Annotated in this window: 18 protein-coding genes and 3 tRNA genes; all 21 read right to left on the bottom strand. The window is 31.9% G+C overall.

Translation table 11 applies throughout. The features are described 5' to 3' along the window. Nucleotides 1-3: 3 nt before the first annotated feature. The 21 genes from nuoG to AC5SML_RS02600 all read right to left on the bottom strand — a co-directional run bounded on the left by nuoG (nucleotide 4) and on the right by AC5SML_RS02600 (nucleotide 17588). Nucleotides 4-2043 carry an NADH-quinone oxidoreductase subunit NuoG gene (gene nuoG, locus AC5SML_RS02700; protein WP_494617526.1) on the bottom strand — a complete coding sequence of 680 codons (2040 nt, stop codon included), beginning with the start codon at nucleotides 2041-2043 and terminating at the stop codon, nucleotides 4-6. Next, nucleotides 2036-3367 carry an NADH-quinone oxidoreductase subunit NuoF gene (gene nuoF / locus AC5SML_RS02695; protein WP_494617525.1) on the bottom strand — a complete coding sequence of 444 codons (1332 nt, stop codon included), beginning with the start codon at nucleotides 3365-3367 and terminating at the stop codon, nucleotides 2036-2038. The genes nuoG and nuoF overlap by 8 nt, the downstream gene beginning before the upstream one ends. Then, nucleotides 3360-3968, bottom strand: a complete 609-nt coding sequence (gene nuoE / locus AC5SML_RS02690; protein ID WP_494617524.1) for an NADH-quinone oxidoreductase subunit NuoE — start codon at nucleotides 3966-3968, stop codon at nucleotides 3360-3362. Before nuoE ends, nuoF begins: the two co-directional genes overlap by 8 nt. Then, complete coding sequence (locus AC5SML_RS02685; protein ID WP_006997033.1) at nucleotides 3968-5143, bottom strand: NADH-quinone oxidoreductase subunit D; 1176 nt, start codon at nucleotides 5141-5143, stop codon at nucleotides 3968-3970. The genes nuoE and AC5SML_RS02685 overlap by 1 nt, the downstream gene beginning before the upstream one ends. Continuing rightward, nucleotides 5127-5735, bottom strand: coding sequence for an NADH-quinone oxidoreductase subunit C (locus AC5SML_RS02680; RefSeq protein WP_006997034.1), 609 nt, complete (start codon nucleotides 5733-5735; stop codon nucleotides 5127-5129). Before AC5SML_RS02680 ends, AC5SML_RS02685 begins: the two co-directional genes overlap by 17 nt. A gap of 5 nt (nucleotides 5736-5740) precedes the next feature. After that, entirely contained in the window at nucleotides 5741-6262 is a 522-nt protein-coding gene (locus tag AC5SML_RS02675) for a NuoB/complex I 20 kDa subunit family protein (RefSeq protein ID WP_494617522.1), read from the bottom strand. Nucleotides 6263-6273: 11 nt separating this feature from the next. Continuing rightward, nucleotides 6274-6642, bottom strand: a complete 369-nt coding sequence (locus tag AC5SML_RS02670) for an NADH-quinone oxidoreductase subunit A (protein WP_006997036.1) — start codon at nucleotides 6640-6642, stop codon at nucleotides 6274-6276. A gap of 88 nt (nucleotides 6643-6730) precedes the next feature. After that, a tRNA-Asp gene (locus AC5SML_RS02665) sits at nucleotides 6731-6807 on the bottom strand. Nucleotides 6808-6820: 13 nt separating this feature from the next. Then, nucleotides 6821-6896: transfer RNA gene (locus tag AC5SML_RS02660), tRNA-Val, on the bottom strand. A gap of 49 nt (nucleotides 6897-6945) precedes the next feature. Further along, nucleotides 6946-9330 carry an endopeptidase La gene (gene lon / locus AC5SML_RS02655; RefSeq protein ID WP_027306582.1) on the bottom strand — a complete coding sequence of 795 codons (2385 nt, stop codon included), beginning with the start codon at nucleotides 9328-9330 and terminating at the stop codon, nucleotides 6946-6948. Between the two features lie 59 nt (nucleotides 9331-9389). Beyond that, nucleotides 9390-10658 carry an ATP-dependent Clp protease ATP-binding subunit ClpX gene (gene clpX / locus AC5SML_RS02650; RefSeq protein ID WP_006997038.1) on the bottom strand — a complete coding sequence of 423 codons (1269 nt, stop codon included), beginning with the start codon at nucleotides 10656-10658 and terminating at the stop codon, nucleotides 9390-9392. 91 nt (nucleotides 10659-10749) lie between these two features. Continuing rightward, nucleotides 10750-11361 (bottom strand): ATP-dependent Clp endopeptidase proteolytic subunit ClpP, encoded by a 612-nt coding sequence (gene clpP, locus AC5SML_RS02645; RefSeq protein ID WP_006997039.1) that lies wholly within the window; start codon nucleotides 11359-11361, stop codon nucleotides 10750-10752. Nucleotides 11362-11392: 31 nt separating this feature from the next. Beyond that, entirely contained in the window at nucleotides 11393-12826 is a 1434-nt protein-coding gene (gene tig / locus AC5SML_RS02640; protein WP_018414055.1) for a trigger factor, read from the bottom strand. Nucleotides 12827-13014: 188 nt separating this feature from the next. After that, nucleotides 13015-13099: transfer RNA gene (locus AC5SML_RS02635), tRNA-Leu, on the bottom strand. Nucleotides 13100-13134: 35 nt separating this feature from the next. Next, entirely contained in the window at nucleotides 13135-14424 is a 1290-nt protein-coding gene (locus AC5SML_RS02630) for a tyrosine-type recombinase/integrase (protein WP_494617521.1), read from the bottom strand. After that, entirely contained in the window at nucleotides 14417-14872 is a 456-nt protein-coding gene (locus AC5SML_RS02625; protein ID WP_494617519.1) for a hypothetical protein, read from the bottom strand. Before AC5SML_RS02625 ends, AC5SML_RS02630 begins: the two co-directional genes overlap by 8 nt. Continuing rightward, entirely contained in the window at nucleotides 14847-15317 is a 471-nt protein-coding gene (locus AC5SML_RS02620; protein ID WP_494617518.1) for a hypothetical protein, read from the bottom strand. Before AC5SML_RS02620 ends, AC5SML_RS02625 begins: the two co-directional genes overlap by 26 nt. Nucleotides 15318-15566: 249 nt before the next feature. Further along, the gene (locus tag AC5SML_RS02615) at nucleotides 15567-15731 is read right to left on the bottom strand and encodes a hypothetical protein (RefSeq protein WP_494617517.1); all 165 of its coding nucleotides are present in this window, start codon (nucleotides 15729-15731) and stop codon (nucleotides 15567-15569) included. Nucleotides 15732-15735: 4 nt separating this feature from the next. After that, nucleotides 15736-15948 (bottom strand): hypothetical protein, encoded by a 213-nt coding sequence (locus tag AC5SML_RS02610; RefSeq protein ID WP_494617515.1) that lies wholly within the window; start codon nucleotides 15946-15948, stop codon nucleotides 15736-15738. A 210-nt stretch (nucleotides 15949-16158) separates the two neighbouring features. Continuing rightward, complete coding sequence (locus AC5SML_RS02605; protein WP_494617513.1) at nucleotides 16159-16347, bottom strand: hypothetical protein; 189 nt, start codon at nucleotides 16345-16347, stop codon at nucleotides 16159-16161. Beyond that, a complete protein-coding gene (locus AC5SML_RS02600; RefSeq protein ID WP_494617512.1) occupies nucleotides 16347-17588 on the bottom strand; it encodes a hypothetical protein in 1242 nt (413 codons plus the stop codon). Before AC5SML_RS02600 ends, AC5SML_RS02605 begins: the two co-directional genes overlap by 1 nt. Nucleotides 17589-17632: the final 44 nt, after the last annotated feature.

The raw sequence follows: 17632 nt of genomic DNA, 5'->3' as shown, positions 1-17632 counted from the left end.
AAATTAACCTTCTGTTCCTGTAGACTTTAAATCTGCTTTTAAATGTCTACACTCAGACATAGTTTTTGAAGCTCTAGCAATTACATTTGAATAATAATAATCATTATCTATTTTAATCAATTCATTTTCAAAAATTAATTCCTTAACTTTTGATGAAGTTAAAGAGTTATTTTTTTCAATATGTAGATTTATTTGATTAATTAAACTGCTATCCAGCTCATCTTTATCATTAAATAATTTTCTATGATTCATGGACTCTGCAAGTTCATTTATTATTACCCAATCATCTTTTGCAAGTTCTGGTGGATAAGATGCTTTGTAGGCTTTTTGTAATTTACCTTCTAAATTTGTAAAATAACCATTTTGTTCTGTATAAGCAGCCCCTGGCAAAATAATGTCTGCTATTTCCGCTCCTTTATCTCCATGAGAGCCTTGATAAATAATAAACTCATTTTTTTTTTCAAAATTAATAGTGTCTAGACCTAGAAGATAAACAATTTCAAACTTGTGATCTTCCAAGTCTTTCAAAACTTCATTGTCACCATCAGTTGTTTTATATACCCCAAGATCAAACGCACCTACCGTGGATGCATTTTCAGAAATTATATTTAAAGCATTCCAATCATTGGAAAGTTTATTATTTTCATCTAAAAATTGCTTGATTGATTCAAAAATATATTTAGATGATTTACTTTTTAGTGCAGATTGACCCATTATAATCATAGGTTTCTTTGCTTGTTTAATTAAATCAGATACCTCATGTTTACCTTCGATAATTTTTTTAACAGTTTCAGTGTTTCCATCTAAAGAATGGTAAGGGTATGTAAGATCACCTACTTCATTTAGCGAAATAATTTTAGTTTTGTTTTGAAGATAGGATTTTCTAATTCGGGCATTTAAAATTGTTGCTTCAAATCTAGGGTTTGTCCCTAAAAGGAAAATAAAATCAGCTTCTTCAATTCCATTAATTGATGAGTTGAATAAATAATTTTCTCGCTTTCCTGGATTTAAATAACTGTAATTATCTCTAGACTCTATATTTTGAGAACCTAATGTTTTATTAAAAAATTCTTTAAATATATAAAGTGTTTCCATATTGACTAAATCACCAGTTAACCCACAGATTTTTTCTTTATCAGTGTTTTTAAACTTAGATTTAATTATATTAAAAACTTCAGACCATGATGCTTTTTCAAATTTTCCATTATACTTAATATAAGGTGTATCTAGTCTTTGATTTGATAAACCATCGCAAGCATGTCTTGTTTTATCAGAAATCCATTCCTCGTTAATGTCTTCGTTTATTCTTGGTAAAATTCTCTTAACTTCCCAGCCATAGGTATCAACTCTTATATTAGAGCCAATAGCATCCATAACATCAATAGACTCAGTTTTTTTTAACTCCCAAGGTCTTGCTTCAAAAACATATGGTTTAGATGTTAAAGCTCCAACAGGACACAAATCAACAACATTAGCAGATAATTCTGATTGCATTGATTGCTCAAGGTAAGTAGTTATTTGCATATCTTCACCACGTCCTATTGCTCCTATTTCTGGTACACCAGCAATTTCTGTTGCAAACCTAACACATCTAGTACAATGGATGCACCTTGTCATTTGAGTTTTAATTAAAGGACCCATATTTTTTTCAGGAACTTGTCTTTTATTTTCTTTAAATCTAGATTTATCTACCCCATAAAACATTGATTGATCTTGAAGATCACATTCGCCACCTTGATCACATACAGGACAATCTAATGGGTGATTTGCAAGTAAAAATTCCATCACACCTTTTCTTGCTTTTTCAACAAATTCAGTATTCGTTTTAATATTCATACCTTCAGCAGCAGGCATCGCACATGATGCAACTGGTTTTGGAGATTTTTCCATTTCAACTAGGCACATTCTACAATTTCCAGCAATTGAAAGTTTTTCGTGATAACAAAATCTTGGAATTTCAACTCCAGCTTTTTCACAAGCTTGTAAGACTGTTAAGCCATCTTCAACTTCAACTTCAATATTGTTAACTTTTAATTTAGGCATTTTTTTTATCCAATAAATGTTGATCGACTAAATAAGGAACTTCATTATTTTTTTTTATTGTTGGTTCAAAATTGTTTCGTTTCTCGATTTCTTTTCTAAAATGTCTTAACAAACCCTGAATAGGCCATGAAGATCCTTCACCAAAAGCACAAATAGTATGACCAGCAATTTGATTTGTAACATCACCAAGCATTTCTACTTCATCTTTTGACGCCTCTCCCTTAGCCATTCTTTCTAACATTCTCCACATCCATCCAGAACCTTCTCTACATGGTGTGCACTGTCCACAACTTTCATGTTTATAAAATCTAGCAATTCTTGCCATACATTTAATAATATCCTGATCATTATTTATAACGACAATACCTGCGGTTCCTAAACCACTTTTCTCAGCAACAAGTGAATCAAAATCCATTGTTAAAGTTTCACATGTTTTTTTTGGTATGATAGGCATAGAAGATCCACCTGGTATTACTGCTTGTAGATTATCCCATCCACCAATTACTCCGCCAGCATGTACTTCTATTAACTCTTTAAGAGATATACTCATTTCCTCTTCAACGTTACATGGTTTATTAACATTTCCAGATATACAAAATATTTTAGTTCCTGTATTTTTCGCTTTTCCTAATGACGCAAACCATTTACCACCTTTTCTCAAAATCGTCGGAACAACAGCTATAGTTTCCACGTTATTAATTATTGTTGGACATCCGTATAATCCTATTAAAGCTGGAAAAGGAGGTTTTAATCTTGGCTGACCTTTTTTACCTTCGATGCTTTCTAGAAGTGCTGTTTCTTCACCACATATATAAGCGCCTGCTCCATAATGAATATAAATATCTAAGTCCCAGCCAGTACCAGAGGCATTTTTTCCTATAAGTTTTTTTTCATAAGCTTCATCGATTGCTTTTTGAAGTTTTTGTCCATCAATAAAATATTCGCCACGTATATAAATATAGCAAACATGGGCCTGAACTGCGTAAGCAGCAATCAAACATCCTTCTATTAATTTGTGAGGTTCAAACCTTAAAATATCACGATCCTTACATGTGCCGGGTTCAGATTCATCAGCATTTATAACTAGATAGTGAGGTCTAGAACCAAGTTCTTTTGGGGCAAAAGACCATTTAAGACCCGTAGGAAATCCAGCACCACCTCTTCCTCTTAATTCCGATGATTTAACTTCTTCTATAATCCATTCTCTACCTTTTTTAATTATTTCAGCAGTATCTACCCAGTCGCCTCTATTTTTTGAAGACTCAACATCTGAACCTTTATCATTATATAGGTTTTGAAATATTCTATCTTTATCGTTAAGCATTTTTTAAATCCAAAAGTGTTTTTCTATTATTTTCAGGTTCATTATTAACTCTTCCTCTATATGATCCTGGCTTTGGCGTCTTACCATCAAGTATCTCATCTAAAATTTTTAAAGTTTTTTCTTTATCGAGATCTTCATAATAGTCATCATTAATTTGAATCATTGGGGCATTAACGCATGCACCCAAACATTCAACTTCCATCCATGAGCATGATTTATCAGTGGATAATTCATTTTCATTTTCTGAAATTTTTTCTTTGCATGCTTCAACAAGTTTATAAGCTCCTCTGATCATGCATGGTGTAGTTGTGCAAACTTGAATAAAGTGTTTTCCAACTGGTGATAGGTTATACATTGTATAAAAAGTGGCCACCTCATAAACTTTTATATAAGGCATATCTAAAAACTTTCCGATATATTTCATTGCTGCAAGTGGTATCCAGTTATCATTTTGTTTTTGAGCGATATATAGTAATGCCATTACAGCGCTTTGTTGTTTTCCTTCTGGATATTTGGAAATCATTTCTTTTGCTGCAGCTAGACTATCTGCTGTGAATTCAAATTTTTCTGGTTGTTCTTTTGCAGGTTTTCTTAAACTCATTATCTATCAACCTCTCCAAAAACAATATCTAACGAACCTAAAACAGCAGGTACATCAGCAAGCATATGTCCTTTAATCAAATAATCCATTGCTTGTAGGTGAGAAAAGCCAGGAGCTCTAATTTTACATTTGTAAGGTTTGCTGGTTCCATCAGATATTAAATAAACACCAAATTCACCCTTTGGTGCTTCAACAGCAGTATAAATTTCATCTTTGTCAACACGATAACCTTCAGTGAATAATTTAAAGTGATGAATTAAAGCTTCCATTGATTGCTTAATATCTTTTTTAGGTGGAGGACTAATTTTTCCATCTAATGATTTAATTGGTCCTTTTTCCATTTTACTTAAACATTGTTTGATTATTGAAACACTTTCTCTCATTTCTTCAATTCTACATAAATATCTATCAAAACAGTCTCCATTTTTTCCTACTGGAATTTTAAATTCTAGTTGTTCATAACAGTCATAAGGTTGAGATTTTCTTAGATCCCAAGGAACTCCAGAGCCTCTAATCATAACACCGCTAAAAGAATAATCTAACGCATCTTCCTTGGTTACAATTCCTATATCAACATTTCGCTGTTTAAATATTCTGTTGTCAGTCAATAATGTTTCTAGATCATCTATTATCTTCGGGAACGACTCACAAAAATTACCTATATCCTCTTCAAGACCCATCGGTAAATCTTGATGAACACCACCGGCCCTGAAGTAATTGGCATGTAGTCTTGAACCAGATGCTCTTTCATAAAATGTCATTAATGTTTCACGTTCTTCAAAACCCCATAGTGATGGAGTTAAAGCGCCTACATCAAGAGCTTGAGTTGTAACATTTAATATATGACTTAATATTCTTCCAATTTCACAAAACATTACTCTGATTAATTGGGCTCTAATTGGAACATTTATCTTTAAAATTTTTTCTATAGCTAAAGCAAAAGCATGTTCCTGATTCATTGGAGCAACATAATCAAGTCTGTCAAAATAAGGGACTGCTTGCATATACGTTTTATTTTCTATTAACTTTTCTGTTCCCCGGTGTAGAAGACCAATATGTGGATCAGCTTTTTCAACAACCTCTCCATCTAATTCTAAAATTAATCTTAACACACCATGAGCTGCGGGGTGCTGAGGTCCAAAATTTAGATTTAATGTTTTAATTTTTTTTGTCATTTTCAAGGTCAGTTTGATCTTTAATATATTTTGTTCCTTCCCAAGGGCTTTCGTAATCAAAATTTCTATAATTTTGCTCTAACTTAACTGGTTCACTAATAACTTTCTTTTGATCTTCGCTATATCTAACTTCAGTATGACCAGTTAAAGGAAAATCTTTTCTTAAGGGGTGTCCTTCAAAGCCATAATCAGTAAGTATTCTTCTCATATCTGGATGGTCTTTAAACTTAACTCCATACATATCAAAAACTTCTCTCTCCATCCAATTTGCTGCAGGATAAATGGGTGTTAATGATGGAATAACTTCATTTTCACTTATTAGGTAACTTAATATAATTCTTTGATTAAATTCATGACTTAAAAACAAATACACAACTTTAAAACGTTGAGCATTTTCAGGGTAATCAACAACTGTAATATCAATTAACTGTCTAAATTTTGTATTCTCGTTACTTTTAATAAATAACGTTACATCTATCAAATCTTCATTATCAATATTAATATATAACTGTTCATGTCTAATCTCAGTTTTTTTAATTTTAGTTGTAAGTTCCGAGTTAATTTTTTTTTCAAGATCAATTAAATTTTGCATATAAATTATCTTTCAAAAGATCCTTTGTTTCTAATTTTTTTTTGTAATTGCAAGATTCCATAAAGTAATGCTTCAGCTGATGGAGGACATCCTGGCACATAAATATCCACAGGTACTATCTTATCACAACCACGGACTACAGAATAAGAGTAGTGATAATAACCACCACCATTTGCACAACTACCCATCGAAATAACATATCTCGGTTCAGGCATTTGATCATAAACTTTTCTTAATGCCGGTGCCATTTTATTAGTTAAAGTTCCAGCTACAATCATAACATCAGATTGTCTTGGTGACCCTCTTGGTGCAGCACCAAATCTTTCTAAATCATATCTTGGCATTGCTGTTTGCATCATCTCAACAGCACAGCAAGCTAAACCAAAAGTCATCCAGTGTAATGAACCAGCTCTTGACCAGTTTATTAAATTATCAAGTGAAGTTGTGATAAAACCATTTTTACTAAAGTCTTCAGCAAGTTTTTTAAATTCTTCAGGAATTTCTTTATTTTTAATTTCTAAGTTCATAATCTAAAATTTTATTCCCAGTCTAGTGCACCTTTTTTCCATTCATAAATAAATCCAACCGTAAGAATGAATAAAAATATCATCATTGAAGTAAAGCCAAGACCTCCAATATTGCCCAATGATATTGCCCAGGGAAAAAGGAAAGCTATCTCTAAATCAAAGATTATAAATAGAATTGCCACTAAATAAAACCTTACATCAAATTCCATTCTTGAATCTTCAAAGGGTTCAAAACCACATTCATACGCAGATAATTTTTCTGGATCTGGATGTTTTGGTGATAATATTAAGTTTACAACAACAAAAGCACAACTCAGACCAAGTGCAATAATCAAAAATATAATAATTGGTAAGTAATCTTTTAAAAATTCTGAAAGCATTTGAGTCTATATAGCAGTTTTTACCTCTTGTTGAAGGGTACTTACGTCACATTTTTAATAATATAAATGTTAATTAATAGGGAAAAAGTGGCGGGAGTGAAGGGACTCGAACCCTCGACCTATCGCGTGACAGGCGATCGCTCTAACCAACTGAGCTACACCCCCACTTTAGTTGTTTTGGTGGGCAGTAAAGGACTCGAACCTTTGACCCCCTCGGTGTAAACGAGATGCTCTACCAACTGAGCTAACCGCCCAAAACAAGCGCTACTATTACATCAAGGAATAGATAATGTAAATTGGTAATTATTGAATACTGGCTTGAGATTTATCATTAGATTGAGAAATTTTCTCAACCTCCACCCACTCAACTCTTTTTAATTCTTTTGTTAAAGCTATTTTTAATACTTCGTCAGCATGCTCAACAGGAGTAATTTTTATATCATCAATAATTTTCTTAGGCATATCAACAAGATCTTTTTCATTTTCCTTCGGAATTATAACTTGTTTTATCCCAGCTCTGTGTGCTGCTAATAGTTTTTCTTTTAATCCACCAATTGGCAATACTTGACCTGTTAATGTTACCTCGCCTGTCATTGCAACATCTCTTCTGACGGGGTTATTTGTGATTGCAGAAACTATTGAAGTGACCATACCAATACCTGCTGAGGGTCCATCTTTAGGAGTAGCTCCTTCTGGAACATGAATATGAAAATCCTTTTTTTCAAATAAAGGAGGAATGATTCCATAATCTAAACTTTTTGATCTAATAAAAGATTTTGCAGCTTTGATAGACTCTTGCATAACCTCACCTAATTTTCCTGTAATTTGCATTCTGCCTTTTCCTGGCATTATAACAGTTTCAATTTTAAGAATTTCCCCACCGTATTCAGTCCAAGCTAAACCAGTAACAACACCGATTTTATCTTTACTTTCAAGTTCACCAAATTTAAATTTTTGAATTCCTAAATAGTCTGGTAAATTTTTTAAATCAATTTTAACTTCTTTCTCTTCTCCAGAAACTACTTTCTTAACAACTTTTCTAGCTACTTTTGAAATTTCTCTTTCTAGGTTTCTTACACCAGACTCTTTTGTATAGCTTTGGATAATTTCTTTAATTATATCCTCAGATAAAGTCATTTCATTTTCTTTAACTCCATTATCTTTAACTTGTTTGGGTAGTAGATACTTATTTGCAATATTAATTTTTTCATCTTCTGTATAACCAGCTAATCTAATGACTTCCATTCTATCTAATAACGGTGGTAAAATATTCAAAGTGTTAGCTGTAGTAACAAACATGACATCAGATAAATCATAATCAACTTCTAGATAATGATCATTAAATGTTGTGTTTTGTTCTGGATCTAATGCTTCTAACAAAGCAGAAGATGGATCTCCTCTATAATCATTTCCAATTTTATCTATTTCATCAAGAAGAATAAGTGGATTTTTTGTACCTGCTTTTTTCATCATTTGAATAATTTTACCAGGTAAAGAACCTATATAAGTTCTTCTATGTCCTCTTATTTCCGCTTCATCTCTCATACCACCTACAGAAACTCTTACAAATTCTCTGTTAGTAGCTTTTGCAATTGATTTTCCTAATGATGTTTTACCAACACCTGGAGGACCAACTAAACATAAAATTGGACCTTTAATCTTTTCCATTCTTTTTTGGACTGCTAAAAATTCAATAATTCTCTCTTTAACTTTTTCTAAACCAAAATGATCTGCATCAAGAACTGCAAGTGCTTTTTTCAGATCAATATCAACTTGGCTTTTTTTATACCAAGGAAGATCTGTCATCCAATCAAGATAATTTCTGATAACAGTAGCCTCAGCAGACATTGGGCTCATATTTTTTAACTTTTTAAGCTCAGCCATACATTTCTTCTCAACATCTTTTGGCATTTTTGCTTTAATAATTAATTTATTCAAACTTGAAGTTTCATCTTTTCCATCTTCGATTTCACCCAATTCCTTTTGAATAGCTTTAAGTTGTTCATTTAAATAATATTCTCTTTGAGTTTTCTCCATTTGAGTTTTAACTCTTCCTCTAATTCTTTTTTCAACTCCAATAATACTGGTTTCATTCTCCATTATTTTAATTATAGAATTAAGTCTTTTCTTAACATCTATAGTTTCAAATATTTGTTGCTTCTCTGAAATTGTAGCTGTTAGGTGAGATGCGATATTATCAGCAATGTGTGATGCATTAGTTAACTTTTTAATATTATTAATCGTTTCACTTGATACTTTTTTATTAATTGAAGTTAGTTTTTCTAATCTTCTTACAGCAGTCATTGCTAGTGGTATTAAGTCTTCATCTTTAGTTACCACATCATGGTGATGAGCATATTCACAAATAATAAATTTCTCATTATCTTTAAAATCTAAAATTTTTACTCTTTTACTTCCTTCAACTAAAACTTTTACTGTACCGTCTGGTAGTTTTAATAACTGAAGAATATTACCTTCACAACCATACATGAAAACATCAGTTTTTTTAGGGTCATCTATTTCTGAATTTTTTTGGGTAACTAGAACAATTTTTTTGTCCTTTTTCATAACTTCATTTAAAGCGGCAATAGATTTATCTCTACCAACAAATAATGGAACTACCATATTTGGAAATACAACAATATCTCTTAACGGTAATAAAGGTCGTTCGATTTTTACATCCATCATCTAAATATGGATATTAAATATGATATTGCAATAGCTATTTATTACTTATTAACGTAAAATTAGGCAGCAGAAGTTTTGTCAGTCTTTGTTTTGCTACTATTTTTTGAATGAACTATGATTGGTTGAGATAGTCCTTTGGCCGCACTAGCGTCTACAATAACTTCCTCCACATTGTCTTGACTTGGAAGATCGTACATTGTTTTTAATAAAATATTTTCTAAGATTGATCTAAGGCCTCTAGCCCCAGTTTTCTTATTAATTGCTTTTTGTGCAATCTCTTTGATCGCATTTTCTTTAAAACTTAACTTAGCTCCATCTAATTTAAATAATTCTTGGTATTGTTTAATTAGCGAGTTTTTTGGTTCTTGTAGTATTTTAACTAGAGATTTTTCATCAAGATCTTCTAATGTAGCTATCATTGGAAGTCTTCCAATAAATTCTGGGATTAAGCCATACTTTAACAAATCTTCAGGTTCTAAAGTTTTCATCCACTCACCTGTTTTTTTATCATCTGTTTTTTTTACATTTGCACCAAATCCTATTGATGTACCTTTATCTCTTTGAGATATTATTTTATCTAAGCCAGCGAATGCTCCACCACAAATAAACAAAATATTTGTTGTGTCTACTTGTAAAAATTCTTGTTGTGGATGCTTTCTGCCACCTTGAGGTGGAACGCTCGCCACTGTCCCTTCCATAATTTTTAATAGAGCTTGTTGTACACCTTCTCCAGACACGTCTCTAGTTATAGAAGGGTTTTCTGACTTTCTGCTAATCTTATCAACTTCATCGATGTATACAATTCCACGTTGTGCTTTTTCAACGTTGTAATCAGCAGCTTGTAATAATTTTAAAATTATATTTTCAACATCTTCACCAACATAACCTGCTTCTGTTAAAGTGGTTGCATCTGCCATTGTGAAAGGAACGTCAAGGATTCTTGCTAGAGTTTGAGCTAATAAAGTTTTTCCACAACCAGTTGGACCAACTAAAAGAATATTTGATTTTGAAAGTTCAACTGTTTTGCTAGTTTTGGTCTCGTAGTTAAGTCTCTTATAATGATTATGAACAGCAACTGATAAAACTTTTTTTGCGTGAGGCTGCCCAATAACATAATCATCTAATACAGCACAAATTTCTTTAGGCGGTGGTAACCCATCTTGATGTTTAACAAATGTGTCTTTACTTTCTTCTTTGATGATATCCATGCATAGTTCAACGCATTCATCACATATAAATACAGTTGGACCTGCAATAAGTTTTCTAACTTCATGTTGGCTCTTTCCACAAAAAGAACAGTAAAGAATATTTTTATTATTTGTTGTCATATAATTTATAAACGAATCAGTATAGTTACTTTAATATAGAAGACTCATACTAATCAAGTATCAGTTTAAAGGGGTGTCAAGATGTTGTGTATTAAGATCTATTTTCAACTACTTCATCTATCAAACCAAACTCTTTTGCGGTATCTGGAGTCATAAAGTTATCACGTTCTAGTGCTTTCTTCACATCATCAACAGATTTTCCAGTATGTTTTGAATAAATCTCATTAAGTCTTTTTTTCAAGGCTAAAACTTCGTTAGCATGAATTTCAATATCTGTAGCTTGTCCTTGAAAACCAGCAGAAGGTTGGTGAACCATAATTCTAGAATTTGGCAAAGAAAATCTTTTACCTTTTTTACCTGCGGCTAATAAAAATGAACCCATTGATGCAGCTTGACCAATACATAATGTTGAAACATCTGGTTTAATGTATTGCATAGTATCATAAATTCCAAGACCTGCTGTCACTAGTCCTCCAGGACTATTGATATATAAATTGATTTCTTTTTTTGGATCCTCAGACTCTAAAAACAAAAGTTGAGCTGTAACTAAAGATGCTACGTTATCATTTATTGGTCCTACCAAAAAAATAATTCTCTCTTTGAGAAGTCTTGAATAAATATCATAAGCTCTCTCACCTTTATTTGATTGTTCAACAACCATAGGCACAAGAGTATTCATTTGATCTAATAAATTTGTTGTCATAAGTTGATTCTCTTACTTATACAACTTGTGATTACTTTTTACTAACTTTTTTTGTTGAAGGTTTTTTAGATGCTGAGGGTTTTGGTTTTTTTTCAATTTTAGTAGATTTTGAAGCTTTTTTTTCCTCAGGATGATCGTGGTCATGATTGTGGTCATGTTCATGATTATGATCTTGTTTTTGATGTTCCTTTAAAATTTTTTCTGCTTCTTCTTTGCTAATTTCTTTTTTAGATGGTTTTGCTTTAGTTTTAATTAAATCGATAATTTTTTCCTCATACACGGTTCCTCTTAAGCTAGCTAATGCTGACGGATTTTTTTGATAAAATTCCATAACCATCTTTTCTTGGCCAGGCATCATTCTAAGTTGTTTTTGAACTTCAGCTTGAACTTCTTGTTCGGTTACTTTGATTTTATTTTGTTCACCGAATTCATTTAAGATCAACCCAACTTTAATTCTTTTTTTAGCAATTTCCTCAAAATTTTTTCTACTTTTTTTAGAATCTTCTTCAGTCATACCTTGAGATAAAATCTTAACTTCTTCCTCAATTAAGTTTTCCGGAATTTCATCCACTTTAAAATTTTCAATTTCTTTTAAGATTTGAGTTTTTGCCAATTTATCTAGAGAATTTTTATATTCATCATTAATTTGTTTACTAACTAATACTTTTAAATCAGCAAGATCTTTTGCACCTAAGTTTTTAGCAAAAACATCATCTATTTTTACTTCCTCTGATTTTTTTACTTCTGTAATTTTACAAATAAAATTAGCTTTCTTATTTGCATATTCTTTTTGTGGATAGTTTTCAGGCAGAGTAACGTCAACAGATTTTTCATCATTTTTCTTAACGCCAATAAGCTGCTTATCAAAGCCTTTAATAAATAAGTCCTTACCTAGAATTAATTGAGTATTTTTTCCTTCACCACCAGTAAAATCTTTTCCATCAATCGTTGCTTTGTAGTCAAAAATAACTAAATTTTCCTCTACTGCTTTAACATCTGCTGCAACTTCTTTAAAATTGTTCTGACTTTTGGCTATTTCTTTAATTCTTTTATCTGTTTCGTTTGTGTCAATTTTAACTGAATATTCATCAAATTTAATATTTTCAACAGACTTTAACTCTACCTTTGGAAGTTCTGTTATCGACATTACATATTCTAAATCTTTATCTTCACCATAGGTTTTAAGATCGAGCTTTGGTTGTCCTGCTGGCTTAATTTTATTATCTTCTAAAGCTTTAACTGATGTATCTTTAAGAACTTTATCTAGCACTTCACTAAAAATTGCTTGTCCAAATTGTCTTTTTAAAACTTCTTTAGGCACCTTGCCAGGTCTAAAACCTTTTAAGTTAACAGTCTTTTTAATTTCTTCGTATTTTTCATCCATATAAGAATTCATAGTTTCTTTATCTATGAAAACTTTAATGTCTTTATTTAAACCTTTTTTATTTTCTACTGTAACTTTCATAATTTTTTAAGCTTGTTGGTAGGCGAAAAAGGACTCGAACCTTCACATCTTGCGATACTGGTTCCTAAGTCTACCGCCTTGTCTACTTTGTAATAACCACACTCCATCTTGTTTTTGTTTCGTAGACAAAACTAACATATCGTTGACGCTCTCGTAGTCATTTTTGTCTGCGTTCTTACTTACTTTTCTGGTAGGGCGAAAAGGACTCGAACCTTCACTTCCGAAAAAATTGGTTCCTAAGACCAACGCGTCTACCAATTCCGCCATCGCCCCACTTAAAACTGGTGAAGTAATAACAGAATACATTTCTATTTCAAAGCCTTTTTTGAATTATGACCAATCATAGAGTCCTCATTTTCTTCAACTATACTATCATTCTTAATATTTGTATAACCATTCGAAATCTTCAACATAGCATTATGTAAAAGTTTTGATGAAGACTTAGTGTAATAAGTCATGGTTGTTTCAATACAAGAGTGACCTGCTAAGTCTTTAACAACTTTCATATTAGTATCTTCTTCTGCAAGACGTGTAATGTAAGTGTGTCTTGTAGTGTATGGTGTAAAGGTTTTATTAAAATTACACATACGAATATACTTATCCCAGTTGCTACGTCTGCTACCTGCTGTACTTGGAAACACTTTTCTATCTTTTCTTAACTGTGCTTCTTTTCTTCTACGAGCAAGTATCTCAGACATTCTTGGTGTTAATACCATTTCAACAGACCACTTACCTGTTTTAGGTCTCCAAAATGTTATTGTGTTTCTACCGAAGTCAACGTTATCTATAGTGAAACAATTTAGTTCACCATCATGTCTCATACCGCTATCAAAACACCAAGCCCACATATCCCAATCTTTTTGAACACCACTCTTAGCAATAACTGCAAGTAATGTTTCTTGTTCAGCAAAAGTAAATGCAGGTTTTCTTTTTGACTCACCTCTTGGTAAATCAACTATACCCATATTCTTTACTCTAGCGTCAGGATTAATTAATTGGTCATTAGCAAGTAGACGTTTAGATAACGCATACTTCATAATGCTTCTTAATACTCCTAGTCTTTTATTTATTGAGTTATGTGAAACTGTACCTGTCATATTTTTAGGTCGTTCCATTATCTTCTTAGCAACCCAGTCTTTAAAGTTATCTATGTTTTCTTCTGTAAACTCAGACAACCTTTTATCTGCACCAAAAAATTCTTCTAAATCTTTGAAGAATGATTTAACTTGGTCTTGTTGCTTACCTGTGCATTGACCCCACTCTTTTGTGAACATCATTGCATAGACACTTCCCATAGTTCCAACACCTTTAGCTTTTGGTGTATGAAAAGATGTAAAGTTAGGGTTTTCAATTTGTGCTTTGAACTGTCTTTTAGTAGTTAAAGCTAATTGTAAAGTTGTCTCAAAAGCTGACTTCATATCAGCTACAGACATACTTAAATCTAACCCCATATTGATTGTTTGATTAAGGTTTTTTTCTTTACCATTAATCATCTTACTTACTTTAACATAAAGACCTTTACGATTTTTAGTTAGAGTAATGCCTTGTGGACATTGCTGTTTAATGTAAGCAAGTACTTCTGATTTTAAACTAATCATAGTTTATTCCTCCTGACATTGCTGATTTAACTGTTCGGTCAATTAGAGTTCTTGGTTTATCTTTCCAATCACTACTAGAACCAATAAACAGTTTTTGTAGTTTTCGACCTGATTGAGTTAATCTAATCCAAGTGTATTTATGTGACTTACCATGTGGATTATCAACCATGTCTAAAAAACCATAGTCACTTAATCTACTCATATTTCTAACTGTAGAAGTTGTGCTTATGGCAACACCAAATAATTTAAAATACCATTCGGCAATTACTCTGGTGTTTATTTCTTCATCTGGCAAACAACAGATTGTTTTAAAAACTAAAACAGTCTGATTGGGTATACCATTCTGAAATGTAGTCGCTTCACCTGATACACTTTTCGATGCTTTTTTTACAGCATCATTAAAAGCGTAATCAAACTGAATATTACTGATTGTGCAGTTTAACGACATTAGTCTCCTTTCTTTCAAAGTTTAAAACTCTCAAAGATTTAGGTTGATTATGTCGTACTTTAGTCTGTGTAATTAAGTCAGTTATCATCGGAACTCTTGGGTCACCAAATAGATGTTCAACATTTTGTGGTTTAACATCTACAGCTTTAACAAGTTTATCAAATGTATATCTGATATTGCAGTCACCAAGTTTTATAGATGAAGTTCTTTCATATTCATCATCTACTTCATTGGTCTTACAAGTGAATGGAAGTACTCCAATAGCGTGTTTGTAAACAAGCTGATTTGGGTACTGTCTTCGTAAGTCTGTAATGTGGTAATCAAAATCACTCACTCCATTATACTTAGTACGACTATACTTCCATACTTTACACACAGCTTCAGCAACTATCATAATAACTTTAGTTGAGAGTTTTGTGGTTAGTTTCGTCTTCTTCTTTAACATAAATATTATCCTATTCGATTTGGGTTATAAACACAAGTGTCATCGACACCTATGTTCTTATTTATAATGAGTCTAATTTGCGAAAAAATAGATATTGTCATTAGTAATTCTATTACTCTTTTAAAATTAAAAACCAACAGAACATCTATAGAACTGGATAACTTTGTATAAATTGAGTCAATCTGACTCACTCTATAAGTGTCTAGCTTTTCGCCTTGTACTTTAACTCTAGTAATTAACATCAGAACCTTACTCTAAGTCGTCTTCAGGTGTCTGATATACGATAACTTCCGCAGGTTGTTCAGGTGTTAGGTTATCTTTAGCATCATCTAATGCTTTAGCTAACACACCTTTATCAACTTTTGAGACCATGTGACCCCAGTTGTCGAAAGTATCTAGTACTAATATTTGCATAGTTCTATCCTTTGTTTGCAATAAGTTTCTGAAAAGAAACCTTATGTATGTTGTTGTTATTAGTTGCAGTTAATGACCTTGCTAATCTTGCTACTGCAATCTCAACAATCTTACTTCTGCTTAGTGTTGTATTTGGTACTATTTTTTGACTTAAATCAGTTGCTACATTCCAAGTACCAATCTTAATTGCTACTGACTTATATTTCTTACTATTCATAATACTATCCTCATAGTTAATTATTAATTTAAGAACTATTGGTTCAACAGGTAGAAAGAAATAAGCCCTGCTCTTTCGAATTAATTTACGTTGCGTAAACTTAACTGAACCAAAAGTTCAACAAGACATTTAGATAGTATATTTAATTATTCAATTTTCTAAGACTGCTATACCACAGCAACAGCATTAATCGTTGCCACGTCACAGCAACTATTTAAGATACTTAACTAGCACTTTATAAGCATCACCTTTTTTCATAACAGTAGTATTAGTTTGACCTCTGTCTATGGCTCTTTCGGTGACGTATTCACCTAAGTATTTATCTATTTCTTCTTTGGTAAATTCTTTTTGTTTACGTTCATTAGTTCTCTTGTTTATGAACAAACAATTAAACTTCATTAATTAATTTTCTTGGGCTTATCTAACTTAAGAACATCAACGTGGTGTCTCATCTTTTTAAACCATTTAGAAAACTGTGTGTAATCAGGTAAAACAACACCATACTCTGTAAATATGTCCTTACAATAAGTAGAGTTCCATAACTTCTTAATAGTAAATGTCATTCTACTTGGGTTAGCTTTAGATGAAGCTACTTGTTCATTATAATATTTAACTAGGTTTACTACTGACTGTGAACCTCTCCAAAATTCTTTATCTAATCTATGGTTTCTCCAACGTGCTTTTGTATCAGTCATTCCCTCACATATATAAAGTAATGCTTCTTCAGGATTGACATTCATTTGTTCACAAAGAAATCTAAGATTACCAAAGCCTGTGATTACATAGTCTTTACCTTTCTTAGTTAGAAAAGTCTTAGCTATATCAACAGGATTAGTTAGCTTATGTCTTTCCATATAAGAACTTAGACCTGTACCTGTGATTGCTCTACGTTTGCTTCCATCAGGTTTAATCTTTGGTATGGCAGTTCTTTGGATTGTACTACCTAATAAAGTTGGTTGCTTAGGTTTTATATTTAATAGACCACCACCAGTATAACTCTGGCCAAAAGCAAAAGGATTTAATCTTCTTTTAAATTCATCAGCAGTTTGTTTAAGTTGATTAAAAGGTTTCATTAACTGTTGATTACTTCTTTGTATTCTTAAAGTTAATTCAGCAATATCTTTTAATGCGTTCTTTGCTTCTTTATCTTTTAATTCTTTAACAGCTTTATCTCTTTCATCTTTAATTCTTTCAGCTAAAGCCTTTGGTGAATAATCAACCCACTCACCATCAACAAACTTCATGTATGGATTTTTAGGTTGTGGATTAGCTTCTTCTACACCTGAATTTTTTAACAACTCATCTATTCTTTTATTTAGTTCAATCTGTTTGTTATCTAAGTATTTACCTTTAATTGACTTAGCCATTTCTTTTCTTGCCTTAGCACCAGTACCATTCTTATAAGCATCATAGGCTTCTTTAAATCCATCACCATGAGTTTTAAGCAGTTCTTTGTAGTTAGCTGTAATCTTTGAGAACATCACATCGTTAGTGAATTGTTCACCCATCACACTATCCATTGAAGCATAAGCAGGATAACTTCTTCTTAACCCATTAAAGATAATTGGCATTATTCTTTTTGGGTCTACAACTTTACCAGTCTTTTTATCTACAAGTTTCTTTAAAGGTTTCTTTACCATTGATTTATTTTTAATACAGATAATGAGAAAGATAAACGCAAATT

This window comes from Candidatus Pelagibacter sp. PS_17 (genome assembly GCF_059417945.1).
This window is presented reverse-complemented; position numbering and strand designations above follow the sequence as displayed.

What these genes read in the sequence shown, in the direction of transcription:
- AC5SML_RS02625 (WP_494617519.1), bottom strand. Translation starts at nt 14,872, where the DNA reads ATGTCGTTAAACTGCACAATCAGTAATATTCAGTTTGATTACGCTTTT.
- AC5SML_RS02685 (WP_006997033.1), bottom strand. Translation starts at nt 5,143, where the DNA reads ATGACAAAAAAAATTAAAACATTAAATCTAAATTTTGGACCTCAGCAC.
- AC5SML_RS02630 (WP_494617521.1), bottom strand. Translation starts at nt 14,424, where the DNA reads ATGATTAGTTTAAAATCAGAAGTACTTGCTTACATTAAACAGCAATGT.
- nuoG (WP_494617526.1), bottom strand. Translation starts at nt 2,043, where the DNA reads ATGCCTAAATTAAAAGTTAACAATATTGAAGTTGAAGTTGAAGATGGC.
- AC5SML_RS02605 (WP_494617513.1), bottom strand. Translation starts at nt 16,347, where the DNA reads ATGAAGTTTAATTGTTTGTTCATAAACAAGAGAACTAATGAACGTAAA.
- nuoF (WP_494617525.1), bottom strand. Translation starts at nt 3,367, where the DNA reads ATGCTTAACGATAAAGATAGAATATTTCAAAACCTATATAATGATAAA.
- AC5SML_RS02600 (WP_494617512.1), bottom strand. Translation starts at nt 17,588, where the DNA reads ATGGTAAAGAAACCTTTAAAGAAACTTGTAGATAAAAAGACTGGTAAA.
- clpP (WP_006997039.1), bottom strand. Translation starts at nt 11,361, where the DNA reads ATGACAACAAATTTATTAGATCAAATGAATACTCTTGTGCCTATGGTT.
- lon (WP_027306582.1), bottom strand. Translation starts at nt 9,330, where the DNA reads ATGATGGATGTAAAAATCGAACGACCTTTATTACCGTTAAGAGATATT.
- AC5SML_RS02670 (WP_006997036.1), bottom strand. Translation starts at nt 6,642, where the DNA reads ATGCTTTCAGAATTTTTAAAAGATTACTTACCAATTATTATATTTTTG.
- tig (WP_018414055.1), bottom strand. Translation starts at nt 12,826, where the DNA reads ATGAAAGTTACAGTAGAAAATAAAAAAGGTTTAAATAAAGACATTAAA.
- AC5SML_RS02680 (WP_006997034.1), bottom strand. Translation starts at nt 5,735, where the DNA reads ATGCAAAATTTAATTGATCTTGAAAAAAAAATTAACTCGGAACTTACA.
- nuoE (WP_494617524.1), bottom strand. Translation starts at nt 3,968, where the DNA reads ATGAGTTTAAGAAAACCTGCAAAAGAACAACCAGAAAAATTTGAATTC.
- clpX (WP_006997038.1), bottom strand. Translation starts at nt 10,658, where the DNA reads ATGACAACAAATAATAAAAATATTCTTTACTGTTCTTTTTGTGGAAAG.
- AC5SML_RS02620 (WP_494617518.1), bottom strand. Translation starts at nt 15,317, where the DNA reads ATGTTAAAGAAGAAGACGAAACTAACCACAAAACTCTCAACTAAAGTT.
- AC5SML_RS02615 (WP_494617517.1), bottom strand. Translation starts at nt 15,731, where the DNA reads ATGCAAATATTAGTACTAGATACTTTCGACAACTGGGGTCACATGGTC.
- AC5SML_RS02675 (WP_494617522.1), bottom strand. Translation starts at nt 6,262, where the DNA reads ATGAACTTAGAAATTAAAAATAAAGAAATTCCTGAAGAATTTAAAAAA.
- AC5SML_RS02610 (WP_494617515.1), bottom strand. Translation starts at nt 15,948, where the DNA reads ATGAATAGTAAGAAATATAAGTCAGTAGCAATTAAGATTGGTACTTGG.